The following is a 22438-nucleotide window of genomic DNA, read 5'->3' as shown; positions in this document are numbered from 1 at the left end:
CGCGTCCATCGCGAGCCTGCTCGCGATGGCGGCCTGACTAACACCGCACCCGTTAAGGTTTCTTCTTGCGCGGCCCGGTATTAAACACCGGCACCTTGCGCACAGGCTTGATCGAAGGCTCTGGCGTCGATGCTTCTCCGCTCTCGACCCACTTGCCCAGATTGCGTTTGCCGCCGCCGGAAGTCTTGGGCTTCTTCGGCTTTTTCGGCTTCTTGACCACCTGGCCGCTGGCATCGGTGTCCGGCACGCGATGCTCCGGTTCGAAATCATGCTCCATCTGCCGTGGCAGCGTCTGACGCGTCAACGTCTCGATGGCCGACAGCAAATTCACTTCATCGGCGCAGACCAGGGAAATGGCCTGCCCGGTCGCACCCGCACGGCCGGTACGACCGATGCGGTGAATATAGTCTTCAGCAACGATGGGCAGGTCGAAGTTGACCACCAGCGGCAGGTCTTCGATGTCCAGGCCACGGGCCGCGACATCGGTGGCCACCAGGATCTGCACTTCGCTGGCCTTGAACCGGTCCAGCGCGCGCTGGCGGGTCGCTTGCGGCTTGTCGCCGTGGATACCGTCGGCGTTGACGCCCAGGCCCTGGAGTTTTTCCACCAGCGCGTCAACACCGTTACGGGTCTTGGCGAACACCAGCACCTGTTTCCACTTGCCCTTGCGCAGCAAATGAATGAACAGCTCCGGCTTGCGCTTCTTGTCGACCGTCACCACCCATTGCTTGACCGTGTTGGCCGCCACGTTGCGCGGGCTGACTTCGATGAGCAGCGGGTCGTTGAGCATTTGCCCGGCCAGTGTGCGAATTGCATCCGAGAAGGTCGCGGAGAACAGCAGCGTCTGGCGCTTCTTCGGCAACGCTTTGTAGATGTTGCCCAGCTCCTCGGAAAAGCCGAGGTCGAGCATGCGATCGGCTTCGTCCAGCACCAGGGTTTGCAGCTGGTTGAACTTGAGCGCGTTCTGGCGGAACAGGTCCAGCAAACGGCCCGGTGTTGCGACCAACAGGTCCACGCCTTTGCGCAGCTTCATCATCTGCGGGTTGATACTGACGCCGCCGTACACGGCATACGTACTCAACGGCAGGTTTTCGGCGTACTGACGCACGGCCTCGTGAACCTGCTCCGCCAGTTCGCGAGTCGGCACCAGGATCAGCGCGCGTACCGAGTTGGCCGTGACTTTCGGCCCTTCCATGGCCAGCAGTTGCAGGAGCGGCAGGGCGAAACCGGCCGTTTTGCCAGTGCCGGTCTGGGCCGCAGCCATCAGGTCGCGACCGGCCAGCACCGCCGGAATGGCTTGCGCCTGAACCGGCGTAGGAGTCTGGTAGCCGAGCGTCTCTAAAGAGCGCAGCAAGGGTTCGATCAGGCCAAGGGAGGCGAAAGTCATGGGATTACCGTAGGAAAATTCAGCGCGGTTGTGCAAAACGAGTGTGCAATACCGCGCAGTTTACCCTAATTCACTCGGGATTCTGTCGGCACCGCTGCAGCGGGTTTGACTGGCGGGCGGCGCCACTGCGGCAAGCCGATCAATACCACCGCACTGATGATCACAGCCATCGCCAGCGCCTCCTCTATTCCGATGGTCTCGCCCACAAACACGATGCCCAGCAACACCGCGACGGCCGGGTTGACGTAGGCATAACTGGTTGCGGCAGCGGGACGGACATTTTTCAACAGGTACATGTAGGCGTTAAACGCGATGATCGAGCCGAAGAACGTCAGGTAGGCCAGCGCGGCCCAGCCTTCGATCGGTGGCAGGCTGTCCAGGTGTTCACCGCTGAGTGCACTGGCGATTAACAACGCCACGCCGCCGACCAGCATTTCCACGGCGCTGGCCATCGCGCCCTGGGGCAGCGGCAGATGCTTGCTCCACACCGAGCCGAAGGCCCAGGCCGCTGCCGCGAAGATCAGCAGGGCGGCGCCCAGCGGGCTCGATTGCAGGTTGGAACCCAGATTTAACATGGCGATGCCGATCAACCCGAGCAGGATCCCGGCCCATTCAAGACGCGTGTTACGCGCGCCCCAGAAATAGCCGCAGAGCAAGGTAAACAACGGCACCGTCGCCACCGCCAGGGCCGCCACGCCCGAGGCAACCCCGGTGTGCTCGGCGACACTGACTGCGCCGTTACCGCAGGTCAGCAGCAAAATCCCGATGATTCCCGCCGCCTTCCACTGTGTCCACGTCGGCGCCGGGACCCCGCGCCAGCGTAGAAAGGCGTACATCAATGAACCCGCGATGACGAAGCGGATCCCGGCGAGCAGAAGCGGCGGCCAGTATTCCACGCCGATGCGAATCACCAGGTAGGTCGAGCCCCAAATCACGTACAACGCAAAAAAAGCGGCGATCAACGGTAAGGGAAAGCGACGTGGAGCAGACATTGGGAGGCTCGCGGGCAGGACGGGAGAACAGGCATTCTAGGAAAGCGAGCGGGTAAAAATAAGTTACAAAAGCGATTTTTAGCGCCGGTACACTTTCAAAAATGAGTGAGCACAGACGCTACGTAGGAGCTGTGTAGGAGCTGTGTAGGAGCTGTCGAGTGAAACGAGGCTGCGATCTTTTCGCTTCTAAGATCAAGATCAAGATCAAGATCAAAAGATCGCAGCCTCGTTTCTCTCGGCAGCTCCTACGGGGGATCCGCGCTGTTCCTAGAACCCGCGTATTGGCGGAGCAAACACCACATCAGTTGGCGGACAAAAATCCCGGCATATCACGCAGGCGAATCCAAGGTTCTCTCCTCCAATGAAGCAAGTTCAAGGTTCCACCACCCCAGTCCATAGCCTGCATATGCGGCACTTGAGTCGAAACGGGGCCGGCATCCTCTCGCAACGTCGGCACCACATGTTGAGTCAGCCAACGCCTTAATTGCCGATTTTCCGGGCAGTAATGGTATACCAACATCGCATAGACGCCCGACTCACTCAGCACCAGAGTCCCCTCGGACCCATCGCCCTCAGACAAACAAATTATTTGTCGCTGATCCGCATCGAGCTTGAGCGCTTTTTTTCCAGATACATCCACGCCCATTAATCGACCGATATCTCGGGCACAGAACCAAGCCTCTGAGTCCACCAAAAAAGCTCGGAGTTGGATGTGATGGCGAATGAAGCTGCGGGGTACAAATTCGGGTCTCCACGCGGCGATTTCCATAGCGCAGGACTGACCTGAGTCGACAGGCGGATTGGGGGTGACTTTGACCATGTGAATCTCCTAACAAAAGTCGGAGCTACCAGCATCACTTGCAGATGATGGGTGGCAGCGATGTGCAGGCCTGCAAGACCGAGTGTTAGGCACCTCGGCAGACCCAAGGGTCTCCCGCACACAGCTACCATAAATCGATGGTCGCTAGATAACGCGACGCGATTATAGGTGCGGTTGTATGCGCCTAACAAACTTTCGGCGGGCTTGCAGTCCCGGTCGCTGAATTGGAGCGACATCCCAGAGGTTAACGGTCCCATCGCAGGGCAGCAAGGCAGTAAAGCCTTATTGTTTTGTAGGATCGTTCGTCAAAGCAGGAGGCTGCCTTAAACAAAGTGAATCAACATACAATCGGGCCGACTTACTTATTAGCCTTGTTCAGTCTGGTATACGAGGCCACAAGACTAAATTACGAAAAGTCAGAGAGGCGCTAATTGCTGAAGAGCGCTCAAAGCAACATAAGAATCTTTGCAGATCGATTGTAGAGTGGGCGGCCGCAGCCCTGCCAGGATGAGATTCAGAGCCCAATCCGATCAAGATCAAAAGATCGCAGCCTCGTTTCTCTCGGCAGCTCCTACGGGAGATCCGCGCTGTTCCTAGAACCCGCGATGACGCTTCAGATGCTCATTGATCTTCGCCGCCGGCACTTTCTGCAAGCTCACCAGCAAATCATGGGTCAACTCTCGCAACCCATGCTTTTGCCGCAACTCCTGCGCCAGATGTGCCGTCAGGTTGGCGGCCATCTCGGCGTCGGCCATGGCCCGGTGAGCCTGGCCGGTGTGGGGCAGTTGGGCGAAGGTGGTCAGCGTGCCCAGCTTATGATTCGGCGCAGCGGGCATCAGGCGGCGGGCCAGCAGCAGCGAGCAGGCGAAGTTCTGCAGGCGGGTGCGCTTGATGCGCCCCAGCTCGAAGTCCCAGAACTTCTGGTCGAACGCGGCGTTGTGCGCCAGCAACGGCGTGATGCCAACGAACTCGTTGACCTCGTTCATCACTTTTTCCGCCGAGGGTGCAGTGCGCAACATGGCGTTGCTGATGCCGGTCAGTTGTTCGATGAAGGGCGGCACTCGTACGCCGGCATTCATCAGGCTCTGGTAACGCTCGACGATGCGCCCCTGTTCAAGGATCACCACGGCAATTTCCGTGGCCCGGCAGCTGCTGCTCGGGGAGATCCCGGTGGTTTCAAAGTCGATGACTGCTATGCGTTCCAAACCTGTTTCAACTCCGTAAAAATCAATTCTTGAGCAGCAACGCGCCTTCGATCGGCACGTAGCGGCTGGCGGCGCGGATCAGCGAGTTGGCGGTGAGTCCCGGTACGCCGTAAGCCACCGCTTGTACCCCATGTTTGCTGATGATGCGCTCCAGCAACATGTCAAAATCCCCGTCCCCGGACGCCAGCACCACCTCGTCGACATGATCGGCAGCGTCCATGATGTCCAGCGTGATCCCCACGTCCCAGTCGCCCTTGGCCGAGCCATCGCTGCGCTGGATGTAAGGCTTGAGTTTCACGGTGAAGCCCAGGTTGCGCAGGATCTGCTGGAACTGCTGCTGCTTGCTGTCGCCACGATCGATGGCGTAGGCGTAGGCTTCGACGATCTCGCCCTGCTTGCTGATATCAGCCCACAACGCGGCGTAGTTGAAATGGCAACCATAGGCCTGACGCACGGTGTAGTAGAGGTTCTGGACATCGGCGAACACTGCGATTTTTTTCACCGGGCATCCTCTTTCGCGCACAAGGGCGCGGGCTGGATCGGGCCGCAGGCCCGAAAAGTGGCCCAGTATGCCAGCCCGCAGGCGTATTCCGCGAATAATCGGCCATGTGGCGCGGGCGCAGGGTCGCGCTCGGGCTGGCTTGGGGGACGGCTGCGCAGTCCAGCGCGAGCCGGCCCCTCGCCGCAGGGTCAGACGAAGGAGTCGTCGTCGCCGAAGAACGACGAGCTGTCGTCACTGTAGTCGGCGTCGCTGAAGCCGCCCTGGTCATTGTTGTCAGCCACCCGCTGTTCATCGCCCCAGCCATTGCCGCTATCGCCCTGATCGTTGACCTGGGCCGGTTCTTCCTTGATCACTTCAACCACTTCAGGCTGCTGGTTGTGATGAAACAGGCTGCTGATACCCTGCGCCAGCATGACACCGCCCGCCACTCCCGCCGCCGTTTTCAGGGCGCCGCCGAGAAAACTGTTGCCGGCAGGCTGCTGCGCGCCATAGTTCTGCTGGGGCGGGGCTGCACCGAAGTTCTGCTGTGACGGTTGCGCGTTGAACGACGGCCGGGCGGGCTCGCGCCAGCCGCCACCGCTGGAGGCAGGCGCCGATGATGCCGGCAGCGGATCACGGGAACCGCCGCCAAAGATATTCGATAAAAAGCCACCGCTGGCCGGCGCCGGCGCCGGCGCCTGCGCTTTGGCCGACTGCAGTTCAGCCTGCAATTGCTGCACTTGCCGGGTCAGGTCCTTGTTCTGCTGGTCGAGGCTTTTGATCGCAGCCTCCTGCACCAGAATCGACTGGGCCATGTAATAACCCGCCGCAGGCTGGCGAACCAGGTGCTCATTGATGCGCGCCTCGGCCTGGGCATCACGCGGGGCAGATTGCGCCTGGGCCTCTTGCAGCCGGGAAAACAGGCCATCGATCAGGGTTTGTTCTTCGTTGTTCATGGCGACCTCGTAGATTGCCGGGAATTTCATCGTCCTCATCCGCCGTGGATGGGGTGCCTGACGGTAATGGAGGCTGATGCAGGATGTTTCAATGACCTTTACCGAACGTTTACGTTTGCGTCGCAAAGCGCATCATCGGTTAAAGTGGGCCACTGCTTTCAACCTGCGATACCGACTGATGAATTCCTTCGATGTACTGCGTGACTCCCTGTACTTCTTCAAACGCAATCTGGGCCAGATCGTGCAGCTGTGCCTGCCCCTGGTGATTTTCGAGGCGCTGCTGCAGCAAGTGGTCGACCACTCCACCGAGCCGGACAGTTTCCCGGGCATCAGCGTGATTGTCGGCCTGTTGATCTACCCGCTCTACACCGCGGCCCTGATCCTGTTTCTGGACGCGCGCAGCCGGGGTGAATCACCCCGCACCCGCGACCTGCTGGCCATGTCGGCCACCTTGTGGCCGCGCTTTGCGTTGCTCACCGCACTAAACACCCTGTTGATCCTGCTCGGCCTGTCGCTGTATTTCCTGCCGGGCATCTGGCTGATGGTGACCCTGGCGTTTGGCGAGTACCTGCTGGTGCTGCGCGGACTGGCGCCGCTGGCCGCGATGAAGGAAAGCCTGCGCCTGACCCGCGGCAATTTCCTGCGCATCCTGGTGTGCATCCTGTGTGTGATGGGCCCGTTGTGGATCCTCAAGGGCGCGACCCTGGCGGTTTATCCCGAGCCGCAGAACCCGGTGATCTCACTGCTGATCGACAGTGCCCACAGCTTCCTGCAACTGTTCACCAGCGTGGTGCTGTTCCGCTTGTTCATGCTGATCAGCGATGCCCCCGAAAAAATCGATGGGCCGCTTTGACTGTCGCGGGCCTTGGGGTTACCTGCTGCGCTCGGTTATGCTCGGGCTCAACTTATGTAACGCGATAAAAGCCGAGCCATGACCCGTCTACTGCGCTACACCCTGCTGGGCCTGCTGCTGTTGATCGGCCTGGCCGCCCTGATTGCCAACCTGACCTGGCGCCCCGATGCCAAGGAAGTGTTGCCGGTCAGCTGCAATGCCCAGGCCCCCACGCTGGTGCCCGGTCAGGCGCTGAAGGTGATGACGTGGAACGTGCAGTACCTGGCAGGTAAACGCTACGTGTTCTGGAACGACCTGGCCCAGGGCGAAGACGAAGGCCCGACGCTGGAAGACATGGCCTTCAGCCTGGACGAGGTGGCCCGGGTGATCCGCGACGAGCTCCCGGATGTGGTGCTGCTGCAAGAGCTGGACGATGGCGCCAAAGCCAGCGACTACCAGAACCAGCTCAAACTGTTGCAGGAACGACTTGCCGATTTGTACCCCTGCAGCGCCCACGCCTTCGACTGGAAAGCCGAATTTGTTCCCGACCCGCATATTTACGGCAGCGTTGGCCGCCAACTCGCGACCCTGAGCCGTTATCAGATCGAGCACGCCGAACGCCTGCAATTGCCCATCGCGCCAGCCAATTTCATCAGCCGCCAGTTCGAGCCGAAAAACGCCCTGCTGGTGACTTATCTGCCGCTGAGCGACGGTGGTCAGATCGCCCTGCTCAACACGCACCTGGACCGCGCCAGCCAGCCTGACGAAACCCTGCAGAATCAAGTCAGCGCCGTGGGCAAGGTGCTCGACCGCTACGAAAGCCGAGGCACGCCGTGGCTGTTGGGCGGTGATTTCAACCTGCTGCCGCTGGGTCAATTCCAGCGCCTGCCCAACGAGCAACGCACCCCCTACTCAGCCGACAGCGCGCTGCACGTGCTGTGGGACAGGTACCCGATGATCCCGACCAACAATGAAGCCAGTGGAGCCGACCGGGCGCTCTGGCTGACCCACTACCCGAATGATCCGGGCCTGAACGGGCCGGACCGCACGGTTGATTACCTGTTCTACAGCCCGCGAATCAAGCGGGTCGAAGCGATGGTGAGGCAGGACGACACGTTGCGCATCTCCGATCACTTACCGGTGATTGCGCGGTTTCTGCTGCCCGCATCGCCTTAATCCAACCTGGATACAGAATCTGGTAGTGAGCCTCTGCTCGCGATAGCGTCCGCAGGACCTGCCTGCGGTATCAGAGCACGCCGTACTGCTGGGCAGTCCGTTTTCTCATGAGCGGCTGTCTGGAGCAGGTTCAGATGCTCCATGGGCTTTCCAGTGCTTTGGATGGTGGCCCAGGCCCGTGTCGAGCCAAAATAGTAAAAATGTCTTCGCAGACCATGAAAAAACTGGGCAACCCATCTCCCCGGTGACGCCCTATGTGGTTATTGTTCGGGCACAACAACACCGTCGTCAGAACGGAAGCAGTCGGCGCAAAAATTGCCTGGATGTCGTACCCATCCAATCCGAGGTTTGCCGTGGCTGCGTACAATCTGCGTCAACTGAGATACTTCATCACCACCGTCGAATGCGGCAGCGTCGCCGAGGCTTCACGCAAGCTGTATATCGCCCAGCCCGCGATTTCCACGGCTATCAAAGGCCTGGAAGACAGCTTCGGCGTGCAGTTGCTGATTCGCCATCACGCTCAGGGCGTGTCATTGACGCCCAGCGGTGGCCGCTTCTATCGCAAGGCCCAGGAACTGCTGCGCATGGCCAAGGAGTTCGAACAGAACGCCCTGGCCGATAACGACGTGGTGGCCGGGCAAATCGATATCGGCTGCTTTGAAACAGTTGCACCGCTGTACCTGCCGCAGTTGATCGCCGGCTTCTCTGCGCTATACCCCGGTGTGAAAATCCGCATTCGCGACGGCGAGCAGCAAGAGCTGGTGCAGGGTCTGACCTCAGGCGCTTTCGACCTGGCGATCCTGTACGAACACGACCTGGATGCGACCATCGAAACCGAACCGCTGATGCCGGCGCAGCGGCCTTATGCATTGCTGCCAGAGGATCATCGTTTCGCCCGGCTCAAGCAGGTGTCGCTGCGGGACCTGTGCCTGGAGCCGATGATTCTGCTGGACGTGCAGCCCAGTCGAACTTACTTCGTCAGCCTGTTCGAAGAGCTCGAACTGACACCGCACATCGCTTTCAGCTCGCCGTCGATCGAGATGGTCCGGGGCATGGTCGGGCAAGGATTCGGCTTCTCGATCCTGGTAACCCGGCCGCACTCGGAATGCACTTATGACGGCAAGAAGGTGGTGTGCGTGGACATCGCCGAGGCAGTCACCGGCTCCGGGCTGGTGGCGGCGTGGTTGAAGCGCGGGCAGTTGACCAAGCCGGCGCAGTTGTTTGCCGATTACTGTCGGGAGCAGCTGACGGCCAAGGCGGCCTCTTGAACGTCAAAAGATCGCAGGCTCCCGCATTGGAATGCCCGCCAACACAGGAACTGGCGCAGCCTGCGAACTTTTGATCCTCAGCTTTTGCGCGGTTTTATGCGCGCCGTCGCCTCCGCCACCAACGGATCATCCGGCCAGTAATATGCTGTATCAAATACCCGACGTGCGTTTGACACCGGCTAACGCCCGTATTTACTGGCTCTCGCCGAATTCGGCAAGAATGCTTTGACAGTCAATCTGGGGCCAATGATTGACTAAAAAAAGGGAGATCCGCTAAAGCGTTTGACACTTACCTTCGCACGATCCAGCAAAATTCGACACCTCTGAAGTCATCTGGTCGGAGGTGGCAAGCCGGTTAGCGCGGTCGCCTAAAATGCTCTACCTTCGCCGAGACGCTAGTCTCTAATAATAGCTCCAACTCTCGAACTCGTTCCCATAGCTTAATGTTCTGCGCAAGTGCTTTATCGCGATTAGATTGAGCAACTGACAGCTCATTTTCGAGCTTTTTCAACTGGTCCTCTATCTGCCTAAGCTGTTTACTCCTTGATGTCGTTCCTTTAACACCCGATGCACGGATTGCTTCGATTTTAGCAAGCAAAGGCAGGTGCGACTTTCTAGACTTTTTCAAATATCCCCGATCAAATCCAGCTTCCAGGCTGACTATACTCGCTGTTAGCTTCGACAGGTCTAGACTGACGTGAGCCGGAACGATGGAGTTTCCTCCGACAAGGCGGTCTAAAGCCTTTTCACAGATAGCCAGTCCATTAACAGTAGACTCGCTGCTCATAAAGACACCTCCATCGCCGGTATCAATCGTGAATTGAATGCCGTTAGGCGATCTATATCACCCTTAATAATTTGGTATTCGCCAGAACCCTCTGGATAACTCTGCAACTCGATCATCGCTTCAGTGATGGCAGCACTCACTTTAAATGGCTTAATAATCGCTCCTTCGCAAGACAAGCAATCAGTATAATCGCCTAGGAGAAACGAATCGCAGCGACCGACCTTCGTGCAGCCACCAAGCAGTGTCGGTTTATAGCTAATAGCCCCGCTTTTCACCCGCCGTTCTGTATCAGCTCGAACATCTTCGATTCGGACTTCGCCGGCCGTTACACGCTCTTTTTGCTTTTCCATATACGAGCCGGTGCCGCCAAACAAAGGTTCCCCATTAAACAGCAGATCGGCGATTAGCTGATTGGCAACGGACATTGGTATAGCCATCTGGTATTCGAAAGCAAAGTGATTACCTGGCAAGATGAATGATTTTTTAGTCTCGTCATAATATCCGAATATCGTCCGCAAATTTTCGAAATTATTAGCGTAGTAACGTGCCATTTGGATGCTCATATGCTTAAACTGCTTGCGCAGTGTCGGCAATGAAAGAAACCCGCTGCTACTGCCATAAAATGCTAACGATCGTCGAAACTGGTGAGTGGTAAGCGGCCAGTGCTTGCCGATTTCGAAATCCGGATCATTTCGAAAGTCCCTCGTCGGATCGCTCAGCGACAATTCGTCTAAGTCACCTGGCTGAATCTCTAGCGAACGCAATATGCTGTCTTGCGTCGACCTAAACGAGAAATTCGAAACTCCGACCTCTGGCTTGCCCCGTGTGAAGCTTAATATTGATGGATTCAGGAACAACGGGCAGCGATCATCCGTCTCGATCATATAGAGCTGGGCAAGACCGCGGCATATGGCTCTAGAGATCTCGATGACCTTTACGACTTCATTAGGTGCGAACCATGCACCCACTTTTTTGTAGCCAGTAAACTTTGTACTAGTCGACAATACGGTTACTGACTGACAGTCATCACGCGTAACGCCATCATCATCAATAGCTGATTTTCGTACCACTTGATCAGTCAAGCAATTATAGGACATCCTCATCACTTCCTGATCGCGCATTCCGGTGTACATATGAATCACCGTCGCCAACGCATATTGCATCTTCAACAAAACCGTCTGCAATTGTCTTTTGTGGGGGCAAGCATACTCACCGGAAAACACTTCAGTTAAATCATAATCTTTGAGCGCCTGGCACATGTCCGGAGGCATTTTTGACTTGCTGCCAACATCTTTTTTCCTCTTACGAGTGCGCCCGTACTGCTTGTCGGCAAAACATTTCAAAAATAATTCGAATCGCCCTACAGCAGGGTAAAGCTGCTCAACCAAGTCGCCAGTGACGTTAATCAGATTGAGATATATCCGAGTGGGAATGACCGGATGCTGTTTAGACTCTGGCCCCTTAAGATAGAACGTACTCGGATTTAACACCGCATATCCCAACCGAGACTCGCCGACGCTAACCAGGGCTCGCACAACCCCCGCCAGAACCTTTCTTACTGGATCTTGCTCATGTATAAAGGCTGCAAAGTATACAGGAACTGTAAAAACCTGTTCTAAGGTTAGCATCCCGACTAGCGGCTTACTCTTCTGTGCATAGCAAAACTTCATGGCCATTCGAATGACCATCCAATATTGCCCCAAGGTCGATACGCTTAATGTCCCGCGCCGCCCTCCTCCCGCAAAGTAGATGAGACAATATAGTAAATGTCTAACTTCATCGATTAGAGCTTTCTGCTCTTGCCCTACATAATCAAAAACTGTATCAAAATTGATTTTGTTGACCTTTTTAGCACTTAATCTATATGGATTAAAATCCCAAACTGCTTCGCCGTATACCGCCGTCGCATTACCTTTCTCGTCGCGGCACAACACGAAATTGGAATTAGGTGCACCATATAAATGTACAGCATTATCTGGCTCGGAATCAGTAGGAAAATCTCCGCCGGCGAAGAGGCATCCTATAGACTTGGTTTCAGCGCTCAAAACGATACTCCTAGCTTTTCATAGCGGCTCAAGCGATTCTCCCAAAAAGGTGTTAATTCACCGTACTGGAACACCCTGATCTTGATGTCTTCAACCACCTGCTTCATGACTCCCGAGCGTTCTGAAAGCGCTTCGACAACAAAGTCAATACGAATAGACAGATCCCTGTACAGTTCCTCAGCATGGGCCATGTCGGGAGCTGACCTGCGCACAGCATCAATAACGTATTGAAGGCTCATCAACTTGTGAACATCCTCTTGATCACTGTGACACACATAGTGTTCGCAATATAGACAGCCGAATTGCGTGCGACAGTTAAGTTCTACATTGACTTGAACGCCTACTACAGGCTTCGGCTTGTTGAATGCATCACAATGGCCAGCCGCTGTAGATGTCTCAATCTCGTTCTCACTGCTCGCTCGGCTGCGCTCACGCACGACATTGGCTGCATGGCGCATAGACTGCCAAAATCTCCCAAATTCTGTGTCCAGTTGCTCAGGAGTTGCATCAGCGTAAGTAGATAGGTTTACAGCCTCAGTGTGATTCATGGCCGCCGCGACCGTTGACGGTGATATACGCGCTGCGTACATCCCATTATTCTTATGCTTGCGCATTTTACGCGCCGAGATCATGGGCACTCTCGGATCTAGAAACACACCACTAATAGATTTGTAAAATTTACTTACCGCCTGAGTTACGGCAATCTCGGAAAATCCTCCGTGAAAGTCTCTTCTTTTTGTTACGTCAGGGAAAGAAAAAAATAGTCTATCATGCGTCGATCCATTCAGAATCCAATCGCGAAGCTTTAGATACTTTTTCAGCAACGGCAAACCTGTGTCTCTGCCTATATTATATGCGGTAGCCCTCTCGCTGGCTCGGAATTTGACGGCGGATAGCTCTTTCTTAAGTGGAGATTTTTCGACTCCCTGCGCATCTTCGTAGGTGAACTGCGCAAGCTCTGATGGTGTAGCACCTGTAATTAAAAGAAATAGGCACATGTATGCCTTTGCCGAAAAATAGGCCATATGCAGCCTATGCCAATGACGATCGTCTTCGTTAGCAAGGTCAATATGCGCTTGAGTACCTGCAAGATCCGCCGCGATTTGCCCCCTATTCGAAGGTTTTCGGCCACGGCTTGTACATGATGAAATATACTCATCAACTGTCGAAACTCTTCGCTCGGCACCGTTATAGGAAAGTGCAGATGCCCTATATGGCCCTACCGCACCGTGAAACGAAGGAAATATGACAACGTCATGATTCTTCTGGATCACCACGCAGGGGTACGGCCTATTTTCTAGAACAAAGTCACCACACTGTTCTGCAATTGCCAAACAAGCGTCGGTATATAACGCGACATGAGCTCCGCTTGCAGATTCCGACCCCCGCTCCGGCTTTATTTTTATCGCGCCTGCAAGTATATTATGATAAGCATCAGGAAAAACAATCTCGATTAGCTTTGCGGCTACAGACTGAATCTGAAAAGCTGTTGTTGGTTTTAACAGCTGATGGGCTATCTGATGATTAAGAAGCGCCGTGTAGTCTCTATATGCGTTCTGCGCTTGCACCTCATCTGTAAAGGTATTTTTATAGCCTTCGTTGTCTACCCAGTCTATAAACCGTTCCGTGTGATTGAATCTCAATAGCACGGTTTCGTCGCGTCGGCCTATGAAAGACTCCAAAAGCCCCTTAATAAGATCGCGACGAGATTCATCGAATGATTCCACTACAACTGGAGTTCCTCGGCCATCAGCAGCCTTTTCATTCTTTCGCCTAAGTGAATAAGCGAAGCTGCCAACATCTAACGGCTTCTTTCGACGCTTTATCGACAGCCGCAAATGAATGAGCTCTGGCTCGGGAAACTCCGAATTTAACTCACTTAGCGTAATCGCCAATGTGTTGGAACGATGTTCGAATTCTCCATTATTACTGATTTTAAACCTCCAACACCAGTATATCGTAGCTACCACTGAACAGGAGTCCCTCCCATATCTCCTGAGCTATCACCTTATCTTGGGTCATTTTAAACAGTTTTAAGTAGTTTTCGGTCGTCTGCCTAGACTCGTGATGCATCCGATGCTGGATAAAATCAATATCTTCTCCTGGTTGCAACACTCCATTTTTAACTAAAACTTGCAAGCGTTGATACAGTTGGTAAGCAAAAGTAGCTCGCAACCAATGATATGTGAAGTCTTTAGGAAAAGGAGCGGGGGCTTTATCAATTAGCTTGTGTTTAATAGTGTCGGTGACCTGTCCAGCCTGTGGCGACTTGACGACCGGATATCGAGGATCGCTGGTCGCCATATAATAGCAATTTCCCTGATCAGAGAGAAATAGATACATATCGTCCTTATCCATGGCCAATCCAGGATATTCAATACCGAGCCGGGCTTGAAATTTGGCGCGCCGTCTCTTCATTAATGGACTGCCTGCTAGAGCCACCAATTCGTCTGCCAACTGTTTGGGGAAATACAGAGTTTGTACCTTGTCGAATTTTGTATCAATACCGGTGTGAGGGCCAGCACGCAATTCATAGGTCCCGTCCTTTCTCAAACGATCGCCGGCAAACCCAACCAAGTGCTTCAAACGAATTGTCAGTACACTTTGCTTTCTCGCGCCAGTCATTAGCGAAGTGAATAAAATCAACCGCTCAACTGTAGACCACTCTTTTTCTGTTCTAATAATGGCCAGAAACAAACGGAGCTCTTGATTCGACAACGGCCTAAGATCCTCGCCATCTTCACGCACAAATCCGAGCGGTACTGGTTTTACAGGTGCGGTGCGCCGGGTCTGACTTCTTTTTTCCGCGTCAATAATTTTAGAACCGTTACGAGTTCCCACCAGTATCCGTACGTGCTTAATCGTATCGACCCGCTTCATATCCAACGAGTGCCAATGCTCAGCTACGTATTTATAAAAATGATAGACTGCAGAAGTGTACTGATTAATAACCTGATTGCCGCGAAGCCCTTCGCTAATCAGATGATAGAAATATTTATATGTTGGCCTGAGTGCAGGCCGAGCACCAGAAAAATCCAGCCAGTCTAGGTAATTGTCTTCACAGTATAAAAGATAATCTAGCAATTTACTGGCGCGGCGCCGGATATCATCTGTCCGCAAATTTGCTGGAGCTTTGTCACGCATTAGGCTTAGCAGGTAATCATTTGCTTCGTGCCAAGGTTCACCATTTGCGTGCAATATAAAAGGGAAGTTGAATAGGTCCCGCGCGCCTTCGCCACCGACTTCATCAACCTGGTAAATAATTCGAGAGCTATCACCTTCGAGTTCGTGAGTAGTTGACCCAGGAGGTGCCCCGCTAACGTGGAGGCAGGCAAAGGCGTCACGCAAACAGTGGATGAGAATCAGGCGACTCTCGTACCGTGGATTGGTGTAAGACATGACTCATCCTAAGGAAATGAGCCAGATCCTAGAGATTATGAGATGTATCTGCAACGAGATCAGTCAACCTTTTTCTTGTTAAACGATTCAACCCAAGGGTCAAGCTTATGGAATAGCTTGGGGTATCGTCCTTTCAAGTCCTTCTTCACCTCGGCGTAGGTACTGCGCCAGAAGTTCGCCAGGTCCTGGGTCACCTGCACCGGCCGGCGCGCCGGGGATAGCAGGTGCAGTTTAACCACCTGCCTGCCGCCGGCGACGCGCGGGGTGTCCGACAGGCCGAACAATTCCTGCAAGCGTACCGCCAGGATCGGTGGCTGCTCGCTGTAATCCAGGCGGATCGACGAGCCCGATGGCACGCTCAGGTGATGCGGCGCCTGCTCGTCCAGGCGTTGCGGCAGCGGCCAGGGCAACAGGTTGTGGACGATGCTCGACAGGTCCAGGTTGCTGAAATGGCTCAGCCGCGAAACCTTGCCCAGATACGGCATCAGCCAGTGTTCAAGGCTTTTTAGCAATGCGGCGTCGCTGACGTCCGGCCATTCGCTCTCGCCCTTCCCCGCCAGATCCAGCTGGCGCAGCAGCGCCACTCGCGCTTGCCACTGGCGCAGCTCCGGGGTCCAGGGCAATAGCTCCAGGCCCTTGCGCCGCACCAGGTTGACCAGCGCCTGACTTCGGGCGCTTTCATCCAGGCCGGTCAACGGCTCGCGGCTGAGGATCAGTTCCCCAACCTTGCGTTGGCGCTCGGCGCGCAACACGCCCTCGCGCTCATCCCAGTCAAGCTGGTCGACCACGCGCACTTGCTCGCACAGCACGGAGTCGAACAGCGCCGGATCAAAATCCGCCGCCAGGTAAATCCGTTCCTCTCGCTGGCCCTGGCGACTGCCCAGGTCGGCAATCACCAGCCACGCTTGTTTCATCAGGCTGTCCGCTTCGGCGAACAGCGCCGCCCGGCCGTTGGCCAGGCGATACTCGGCGCCGCCGGCACGGCGTTGCTGAGCCACGCGGTCGGGATAGGCCAGCGCTAACAACGCGCCCAGCCAGCGTGGATGTTCGGGATCACTGACCGCCTGCGTCGCCTTGCCCCGCAGGTAGCCGCGATACTGCCGTGCCAGTTGCCGCGCTCGCTGGACGCCGCCCTGGGCGCCACGCGCGGCGCGTTCTGCGCCGGACAACAGGACCAACCGGCTATGCAGATCGGCACCGGCGCCGCGCAGGATATCGCGCTCCCCCAGCAGAGCCGCGACGTCGCAGGCCATGTCTGCCAACCCCAGGTCCTGGCCGCGCAACAGTAAATGGCCAATACGTGGATGCGCCGGCAGCTCGGCCATGGCCTGGCCGTGGCGGGTCAGCGTCTCGCCATCCAGCGCGCCCAGGCGTTGCAGCAGATCCTGCGCCTGCGCATAGGCGGCGGCCGGCGGGATGTCGAGCCAGACCAGTTGCCCGGGCGTTACGCCCCAGCGACCGAGTTGCAAGGCCAGGCTGGCAAGGTCAGCCGAGAGGATTTCCGCACTGGCATAGGCCGCCAGCTGTTCGTGCTGATCCTGGGACCACAGGCGATAACACACCCCCGGCTCCAGGCGCCCGGCCCGGCCCGCACGCTGGGTGGCACTGGCACGGGAAATTCGCTGGGTGTCGAGGCGGGTCATGCCGCTGCCGGGATCGAAGCGCGGCACCCGCGCCAGCCCGGCATCGATCACCACACGCACACCGTCGATGGTCAGGCTGGTCTCGGCGATGTTGGTGGCCAGCACTACTTTGCGCTTGCCCGCAGGAGCCGGCTCAATAGCCGCGCGCTGGGCGCCAAGGTCCAGCTCGCCATGCAGCGGGCAGAGCAGAACCTGGGAACTGTCGCCCAGCGCATCGGCCAGCTGTTGATGCACCCGCCGAATTTCCGCCTGCCCGGGCAGGAACACCAGGACGCTGCCGGCTTCATCGTTCAAGGCTTCAAGTATTGTCTGCACCAGCCGCGGTTCGATGAATTCACCCGCCTGGAACGGCCTGCCCCAGCGCATCGCCACCGGGTACATGCGCCCCTCGCTGCGCAGTATCGGCGCATCATCGAGCAAGCCGGCCAGGCGCTCGCCTTCGAGGGTGGCCGACATCAGCAGGATTTTCAGCGGCTGGTCTTCCCGGAACAGCTCCCGGCCGTTGAGGCTCAGGGCCAAGGCCAGATCGGCATCCAGGCTGCGCTCGTGGAATTCGTCGAAGATCAACAGGCCCACGCCTTCCAGGGCCGGGTCATCCTGCAGGCGTCGGGTGAGGATACCTTCGGTTACCACTTCGATACGGGTGTTGGGCCCCACCCGGCTGTCCAGGCGAATCCGATAGCCCACGGTTTCCCCGACCTTCTCGCCCAACTCACTGGCCAGGCGCTCCGCCGCCGCTCGCGCGGCCAGACGTCGTGGTTCGAGCATGAGGATGGTCTGACCGGCCAGCCAGGGCTCGTCGAGCAAGGCCAGTGGCACCCGAGTGGTCTTGCCCGCGCCGGGCGGTGCTTCGAGCACCGCTTCATGACGTGCGGCCAGGGCTTCACGCAGGGCGGGTAAAACTTCATCGATCGGTAAAGAAATCATGCTGGCTCCCAAACAGAGGCGCGAGTATAACGGCGAACTGCCTGGCGTTTCTCACGGTCCTAATTCATACCGACGACGCTTCGTTTTCCAGATGACTCAAGGAGATTCATATGCGTGCTCCCTTTCGCCTGATTGGTGGTGTTCTAGTTGCGACCCTGCTGACTCAAGTGACCGCCTGCGGATCGATCTTCTACCCTGATCGCCGCGGTCAGATCGATGGCAAGATCGATCCGGCCATTGCCGTGCTCGATGCCGTGGGCCTGCTGTTCTACATCGTCCCGGGCCTGATCGCCTTCGCCGTGGACTTCGCCACTGGCGCGATCTACTTCGAACCGGGGAAGACCGCCCAGGTCGCTCCGGAAAAGCTCCAGGAAGCGATTGGCGCCGACGGCAAGGTCGACAACCGCAAGTTGCAGACCATCCTGGAAACCGAACTGGGCCGCAGCTTCCCGCTGGATGATCCACGCCTGATCCAGCACAAGGGCAGCACCCAGCAGTTGGCCATGTTCGGCCTGCAACCCGCTGCATAAACCTGTTGCAAGGAACCGCCGCACCTATGATCTCAAGCTCCGAACACGCCCGCCTGCTGCGGCTGGCGACCCGTGCCTCGGTGGCGGTGGCCTGTACGCTGATCGTCGCCAAAGCCATTGCCTGGTGGTTGAGCGGCTCGGTCAGCATGCTCGCCGGGCTTACCGATTCGACGCTGGACGGCGTCACTTCGATGCTCAACCTGCTGGCGGTGCATTACGCCCTGCGCCCGGCCGATGACGATCACCGCTACGGCCATGGCAAGGCCGAGTCGCTGGCCGGTATGGCCCAGGCGTTGTTCATTGGAGGGAGTGCGGTGCTGATCGCCCTGCAGGCGTTTGACAGGCTGCAGCACCCCGAACCGATAGGCGCAGCCTGGATCAGCATAGGGGTGATCCTGTTCTCCCTGGCACTGACCCTGGCGCTGCTGATGCTGCAGCATCGCGTGGTCAAGGCCACCGGCTCCAATGCAGTGCGCGCCGACTCGCTGCACTATCGCTCGGACATGCTGCTCAACGGCAGCATCCTGGTGGCACTGGTGCTGGCGGCGTTCGGCTGGCATCAGCTGGATGCGTGGTTCGGGCTGGGCATCGCCGCCTACATCCTGTGGAGCGCCATCCAGATCGCCCGGGAGAGTTTTACCGTGCTGATGGATGAAGAACTACCACTGGATGTCAGCCAGCACATGCTTGAACTGGCCTGCAGTGTACCGGGCGTGCTAGGCGCGCATGACTTGCGCACTCGGGTCTCGGGCAACCAGTGGTTTGTGCAGTTACACCTGGAGCTGCCCGGCGACCTGACCCTGTCAGTGGCCCACGGCATCAGCGACCAGGCCGCCGATGCCATCCACGCCGCCTACCCACGGGCCGAGGTGTTGGTGCACGCCGACCCGCAGGAAGTGGTGCAAGCGGCCCGCGCTCAGAATTTGACCTGATAACCGCGACTGCCAAGGCAGTTGCCCTGGGCCTGACGGTAGATCTGCACCACCGAGGGGTCCGGCTGATAAGTGTCGGCACGTGGATCGAAACCACTCTGCTCGACTGCATAGCGGTAGCAGTCGTAGCCGTCCTGATTGACCTGCTCCGGCGACTGTCCATTGGCCGGATAAGCTTCAACGTCGTAACCGTTGCTGGCCGACTGCGGCAGCGGTTGTCCCGGTGGCTCGACCACCACGTAATCCCGGGTGCTTTCCTGATAGGCGTAGTACGAACCGGCCGCCAGGAACAGCAGCGAACCGCCGAGCCACACCTCGCGTGCGTAATCGGGCAGGTAGCCCACGCGAATCCTGCGCGGCGGTTGCACCACCACATAACGTGGCCCCTGTGGACGGTACCAGTAGCCGCCCGAGTAGAAGTAATCGCGGCCACCGTAGGGCACACGATAATCACGGTCCGGGAAGCGGTCGATCACGTGCCCTGGACGATACTGCGGCCCTGGCCCCCAGCCATTACCGTGCCCAGGCGGGCGACCGGGCCAGCGATTGTCATCACGATGGTCATCGGGACGCGCCCCCGGCCCGCCGACTTGCCACTGCGGGTTACCGTCGTTGCGCCGTGGCACATCCTGATAATAGCCCCGCTGAGGTTGCTGGGTCTGGCGCACGCTGTCGGGGCGACCCTGGATCGGGAGGTCATTGGCGGGTAACTGGGGTGGAGGCGGCGGTGGCCGCACCGGGCTGTTGTAATCCGGTGGCGGGCGGCTTTGCCCGTTGCGATTGTGTCCGTTCTGCTCGAACTGTCGGCTGTTGTCGCCACGAATGATGTCGTTGCCCTGCCCGCGGGGCTGATTATTCTGCTGAGGCGCATTCTGCGGGCGCTGCGCATGATCGTTGCCACCGCGCCCCGGATTGTTCCCCTGGTGACCCTCACCTTGCTGTCCACCGTCAGGCCCCCGATTGTGCGGCTCGTCAGCCAGCGCCTGGGTGGTGACACTGATGCACAGCAAACCAACACCGGCCAAACGCCAGACGCGCGACTTCATGCTTTTCCTCACAGTAGCTCAGGGCTTGTACGTAAGACTGGGAAAGCACAGGCCGGTTCTGCAACAGGTTATCAGTCGCGCAGTATTTTTCGCAGGCATTAAAAAAGGGAGACCCGTCGGCCTCCCCTTGAGAACTTCGTCCGTGCTCGACGCTTATGACGTCGGCTCACCTCACGCCGTCTTCTGGACAGTGTGCAGCTCGGAGGCCGGCACATCCCCGGTGGGGTGGCGGCCGCAGCTGGCCTGATTGGGCGAGCTGCAGTGGACTGTTTGTCCGAGCAGTGATTCTGGTAATAAGAATAGGCTTGAGGCTGCGGCAGAGGATTGCGAAGATTGCTGAATTAAACATCACTTGCGCAATTTTTAACCCTGGATAGATAATCCGCCGCAATAGTTATGATAAAGGCCTGAATGATGAGCAAACTCGACCGATACGACTTGAGCATTTTGGCGGAATTGCAGCGTGATGCGCGCATCTCCAATCAGGAGCTTGCCGAACGCATAGGCCTGTCGCCTTCCCCTTGCTCACGTCGGGTCAAGCAGTTGGAGGACGACGGCTACATCACCCGCCAGGTGGCCCTGCTGGATCGCAAGATGCTCGGCCTGAGCCTGACCGCGTACGTGCTGATCGGCATGGACCGGCACACGCCGGAACGCTTCGAGAACTTCGAAGCGGCGATCCGCACTTTGCCCCAGGTGCTCGAATGCAGCCTGGTGACGGGGATGGACGCCGACTATCAGCTCAAGGTAGTGGTGCCGGATATGGATCACTACCAGAAGCTGCTGCTGGGGCACTTGACCCGGATTGACGGGGTGACGAGTGTGCGCTCGAGTTTTGTGTTGAACCAGGTGTTGAACAGCACCGAGTTGCCGCTTACACATCTGCGCAGCTGAAGACGCCATCGCGGGCAAGCCCGCTCCCACAGGTTTTGTGTTGAACTCACGATTGTGAGCGAGCACAAACCCTGTGGGAGCTGGCTTGCCAGCGATAGGGCCGGCGAAGGCGACCAATCACTGCGGCACACCGACGCAGGTCAATGCTGCGCGAACCTTGCGTGGCGTATACTCGCCCCCCCGCAATTTTAGCCGCGCCCACGCCGGAGAGTTTCGATGGATCCTGCCGTATTCGAAGAGTGGATGATGACCGGACTGGTCACCATCCTGATCATATTCATGGGTTTCATCGTCTGGGATCTGGCGAAGAAATCCAAGGCCGGCCGCTTCGGTTCAATGATTCTGTTCTTCGTGCTGGGCCTGGGTGTGGCCGCGTTCATCATCAAGAGCGTGGTGATCGGCCTGATCGAATCCGGCGCCTTATAAACGCGCTGGCACTTCCTTCCACTGGCCTTGATCGAGCCCTTCGATCGACCAGTCGCCAATTCTGACGCGCACCAGACGCAAGGTCGGCAAACCCACGGCAGCCGTCATGCGCCGCACCTGGCGGTTGCGGCCCTCGCGAATCACCAGTTCCAGCCAACTGGTGGGCACACTCTTGCGAAAACGCACGGGTGGGTTGCGCGGCCAAAGCTGCGGCTCTTCCAGCTGCCGCGCCTCGGCGGGCAAGGTCATGCCGTCATTGAGCTCGACGCCATCGCGCAAGCGCTGCAGCTGCACAGCGTTCGGCTCGCCTTCCACTTGCACCCAGTAGGTCTTGGCCAGCTTGTGTTTCGGGTCGGCGATGCGCGCCTGCAGCTGTCCGTCATTGGTCAGCAACAGCAAGCCTTCGCTGTCGCGATCCAGACGTCCGGCCGGGTATATGCCGGGGATCTCGATGTAATCCTTGAGCGTCGCCCGCCCTTCGCCGTCGCTGAATTGAGTCAGCACATCGAATGGCTTGTTGAACAGGATCAGCCGGGGTTCGGCAGGCGGCGCTTTGGCGACCCGGCGCGGGGCCGAAGCCGATGGCGCAAGGTTCGCACCGGGGCGGCGGGAAGCAGGACGTGGGGGACGAGACATGGCGAAGAGAACATCTAACGGTCAGGGCTGCTAATGCTAGTGCCCTGACCGCCAAA

The 22438-nt window shown here is 57.5% G+C and carries 20 protein-coding genes; 7 read left to right on the top strand and 13 right to left on the bottom strand.

From position 1 onward, the window contains the following. Positions 1 to 52: 52 nt before the first annotated feature. The 6 genes from rhlE1 to AAEZ09_RS10375 form a co-directional block, all read right to left on the bottom strand. Positions 53 to 1387, bottom strand: coding sequence for an RNA helicase RhlE1 (rhlE1, locus tag AAEZ09_RS10400; protein ID WP_045062058.1), 1335 nt, complete (start codon positions 1385 to 1387; stop codon positions 53 to 55). A 65-nt stretch (positions 1388 to 1452) separates the two neighbouring features. Next, entirely contained in the window at positions 1453 to 2379 is a 927-nt protein-coding gene (gene yedA, locus AAEZ09_RS10395) for a drug/metabolite exporter YedA (protein WP_350599435.1), read from the bottom strand. Positions 2380 to 2680: 301 nt separating this feature from the next. Beyond that, entirely contained in the window at positions 2681 to 3199 is a 519-nt protein-coding gene (locus tag AAEZ09_RS10390; protein ID WP_350599433.1) for a BRO-N domain-containing protein, read from the bottom strand. Between the two features lie 593 nt (positions 3200 to 3792). Beyond that, a complete protein-coding gene (locus AAEZ09_RS10385) occupies positions 3793 to 4404 on the bottom strand; it encodes a 3'-5' exonuclease (RefSeq protein ID WP_045062060.1) in 612 nt (203 codons plus the stop codon). A gap of 22 nt (positions 4405 to 4426) precedes the next feature. Further along, positions 4427 to 4906: a LabA-like NYN domain-containing protein gene (locus AAEZ09_RS10380; RefSeq protein WP_007946629.1), complete on the bottom strand. Its 480-nt coding sequence runs from the start codon at positions 4904 to 4906 to the stop codon at positions 4427 to 4429. A 188-nt stretch (positions 4907 to 5094) separates the two neighbouring features. Further along, entirely contained in the window at positions 5095 to 5841 is a 747-nt protein-coding gene (locus AAEZ09_RS10375) for a DUF2076 domain-containing protein (RefSeq protein ID WP_350599502.1), read from the bottom strand. 178 nt (positions 5842 to 6019) lie between these two features. Here AAEZ09_RS10375 and AAEZ09_RS10370 point away from each other — a divergent pair, with 178 nt between their 5' ends. The 3 genes from AAEZ09_RS10370 (at position 6020) to AAEZ09_RS10360 (ending at position 9117) form a co-directional block, all read left to right on the top strand. Next, positions 6020 to 6694: a YciC family protein gene (locus tag AAEZ09_RS10370; RefSeq protein WP_350599501.1), complete on the top strand. Its 675-nt coding sequence runs from the start codon at positions 6020 to 6022 to the stop codon at positions 6692 to 6694. A gap of 78 nt (positions 6695 to 6772) precedes the next feature. Further along, the gene (locus tag AAEZ09_RS10365; protein WP_350599430.1) at positions 6773 to 7849 is read left to right on the top strand and encodes an endonuclease/exonuclease/phosphatase family protein; all 1077 of its coding nucleotides are present in this window, start codon (positions 6773 to 6775) and stop codon (positions 7847 to 7849) included. Positions 7850 to 8202: 353 nt separating this feature from the next. Further along, complete coding sequence (locus AAEZ09_RS10360) at positions 8203 to 9117, top strand: LysR substrate-binding domain-containing protein (protein ID WP_350599428.1); 915 nt, start codon at positions 8203 to 8205, stop codon at positions 9115 to 9117. Positions 9118 to 9472: 355 nt separating this feature from the next. Here the strand turns inward: AAEZ09_RS10360 and AAEZ09_RS10355 are convergent, their stop codons facing one another. From AAEZ09_RS10355 to hrpB, 5 genes are all read right to left on the bottom strand, one after another. Further along, the gene (locus AAEZ09_RS10355) at positions 9473 to 9904 is read right to left on the bottom strand and encodes a hypothetical protein (protein ID WP_350599426.1); all 432 of its coding nucleotides are present in this window, start codon (positions 9902 to 9904) and stop codon (positions 9473 to 9475) included. Then, a complete protein-coding gene (locus AAEZ09_RS10350) occupies positions 9901 to 11949 on the bottom strand; it encodes an integrase (protein WP_350599423.1) in 2049 nt (682 codons plus the stop codon). Before AAEZ09_RS10350 ends, AAEZ09_RS10355 begins: the two co-directional genes overlap by 4 nt. Beyond that, a complete protein-coding gene (locus AAEZ09_RS10345) occupies positions 11946 to 13676 on the bottom strand; it encodes a hypothetical protein (protein ID WP_350599422.1) in 1731 nt (576 codons plus the stop codon). The genes AAEZ09_RS10350 and AAEZ09_RS10345 overlap by 4 nt, the downstream gene beginning before the upstream one ends. Positions 13677 to 13884: 208 nt before the next feature. Continuing rightward, positions 13885 to 15348, bottom strand: coding sequence for a site-specific integrase (locus AAEZ09_RS10340; RefSeq protein WP_350599419.1), 1464 nt, complete (start codon positions 15346 to 15348; stop codon positions 13885 to 13887). Positions 15349 to 15407: 59 nt separating this feature from the next. Next, positions 15408 to 17918: an ATP-dependent helicase HrpB gene (gene hrpB / locus AAEZ09_RS10335; protein WP_350599417.1), complete on the bottom strand. Its 2511-nt coding sequence runs from the start codon at positions 17916 to 17918 to the stop codon at positions 15408 to 15410. Between the two features lie 110 nt (positions 17919 to 18028). Here hrpB and pmcY point away from each other — a divergent pair, with 110 nt between their 5' ends. Beyond that, the gene (gene pmcY, locus AAEZ09_RS10330) at positions 18029 to 18448 is read left to right on the top strand and encodes a periplasmic Zn2+ metallochaperone PmcY (RefSeq protein ID WP_045062063.1); all 420 of its coding nucleotides are present in this window, start codon (positions 18029 to 18031) and stop codon (positions 18446 to 18448) included. Between the two features lie 26 nt (positions 18449 to 18474). Beyond that, positions 18475 to 19380 carry a cation diffusion facilitator family transporter gene (locus tag AAEZ09_RS10325; protein ID WP_205893052.1) on the top strand — a complete coding sequence of 302 codons (906 nt, stop codon included), beginning with the start codon at positions 18475 to 18477 and terminating at the stop codon, positions 19378 to 19380. On the opposite strand, the gene AAEZ09_RS10320 is transcribed toward AAEZ09_RS10325, so the two are convergent. Further along, complete coding sequence (locus tag AAEZ09_RS10320; RefSeq protein WP_350599414.1) at positions 19365 to 20426, bottom strand: DUF6515 family protein; 1062 nt, start codon at positions 20424 to 20426, stop codon at positions 19365 to 19367. The genes AAEZ09_RS10325 and AAEZ09_RS10320 overlap by 16 nt on opposite strands. Positions 20427 to 20840: 414 nt before the next feature. Here AAEZ09_RS10320 and AAEZ09_RS10315 point away from each other — a divergent pair, with 414 nt between their 5' ends. Both AAEZ09_RS10315 and AAEZ09_RS10310 read left to right on the top strand, forming a co-directional pair. After that, the gene (locus AAEZ09_RS10315; protein ID WP_045062103.1) at positions 20841 to 21320 is read left to right on the top strand and encodes an Lrp/AsnC family transcriptional regulator; all 480 of its coding nucleotides are present in this window, start codon (positions 20841 to 20843) and stop codon (positions 21318 to 21320) included. Between the two features lie 216 nt (positions 21321 to 21536). Beyond that, entirely contained in the window at positions 21537 to 21746 is a 210-nt protein-coding gene (locus AAEZ09_RS10310; RefSeq protein ID WP_122838947.1) for a DUF2788 domain-containing protein, read from the top strand. Here the strand turns inward: AAEZ09_RS10310 and AAEZ09_RS10305 are convergent. Next, entirely contained in the window at positions 21741 to 22382 is a 642-nt protein-coding gene (locus AAEZ09_RS10305; protein ID WP_122838946.1) for a pseudouridine synthase, read from the bottom strand. The two genes, AAEZ09_RS10310 and AAEZ09_RS10305, sit on opposite strands and share 6 nt — an antisense overlap. Positions 22383 to 22438: the final 56 nt, after the last annotated feature.

Origin of the sequence: Pseudomonas sp. 65/3-MNA-CIBAN-0223 (assembly GCF_040310425.1) — a bacterium.
Taxonomy (GTDB): Bacteria; Pseudomonadota; Gammaproteobacteria; order Pseudomonadales; family Pseudomonadaceae; genus Aquipseudomonas; species Aquipseudomonas gregormendelii.
Note: the sequence above shows the minus strand (reverse complement) of the source record. Positions and strands in the feature narration are given on the sequence as shown.

Coding starts and splice junctions, on each gene's coding strand:
- AAEZ09_RS10370 (WP_350599501.1), top strand. CDS start 6,020: ATGAATTCCTTCGATGTACTGCGTGACTCCCTGTACTTCTTCAAACGC.
- AAEZ09_RS10325 (WP_205893052.1), top strand. CDS start 18,475: ATGATCTCAAGCTCCGAACACGCCCGCCTGCTGCGGCTGGCGACCCGT.
- AAEZ09_RS10355 (WP_350599426.1), bottom strand. CDS start 9,904: ATGAGCAGCGAGTCTACTGTTAATGGACTGGCTATCTGTGAAAAGGCT.
- AAEZ09_RS10365 (WP_350599430.1), top strand. CDS start 6,773: ATGACCCGTCTACTGCGCTACACCCTGCTGGGCCTGCTGCTGTTGATC.
- AAEZ09_RS10390 (WP_350599433.1), bottom strand. CDS start 3,199: ATGGTCAAAGTCACCCCCAATCCGCCTGTCGACTCAGGTCAGTCCTGC.
- AAEZ09_RS10375 (WP_350599502.1), bottom strand. CDS start 5,841: ATGAACAACGAAGAACAAACCCTGATCGATGGCCTGTTTTCCCGGCTG.
- pmcY (WP_045062063.1), top strand. CDS start 18,029: ATGCGTGCTCCCTTTCGCCTGATTGGTGGTGTTCTAGTTGCGACCCTG.
- AAEZ09_RS10320 (WP_350599414.1), bottom strand. CDS start 20,426: ATGAAGTCGCGCGTCTGGCGTTTGGCCGGTGTTGGTTTGCTGTGCATC.
- rhlE1 (WP_045062058.1), bottom strand. CDS start 1,387: ATGACTTTCGCCTCCCTTGGCCTGATCGAACCCTTGCTGCGCTCTTTA.
- AAEZ09_RS10315 (WP_045062103.1), top strand. CDS start 20,841: ATGAGCAAACTCGACCGATACGACTTGAGCATTTTGGCGGAATTGCAG.
- AAEZ09_RS10340 (WP_350599419.1), bottom strand. CDS start 15,348: ATGTCTTACACCAATCCACGGTACGAGAGTCGCCTGATTCTCATCCAC.
- yedA (WP_350599435.1), bottom strand. CDS start 2,379: ATGTCTGCTCCACGTCGCTTTCCCTTACCGTTGATCGCCGCTTTTTTT.
- AAEZ09_RS10305 (WP_122838946.1), bottom strand. CDS start 22,382: ATGTCTCGTCCCCCACGTCCTGCTTCCCGCCGCCCCGGTGCGAACCTT.
- AAEZ09_RS10310 (WP_122838947.1), top strand. CDS start 21,537: ATGGATCCTGCCGTATTCGAAGAGTGGATGATGACCGGACTGGTCACC.
- hrpB (WP_350599417.1), bottom strand. CDS start 17,918: ATGATTTCTTTACCGATCGATGAAGTTTTACCCGCCCTGCGTGAAGCC.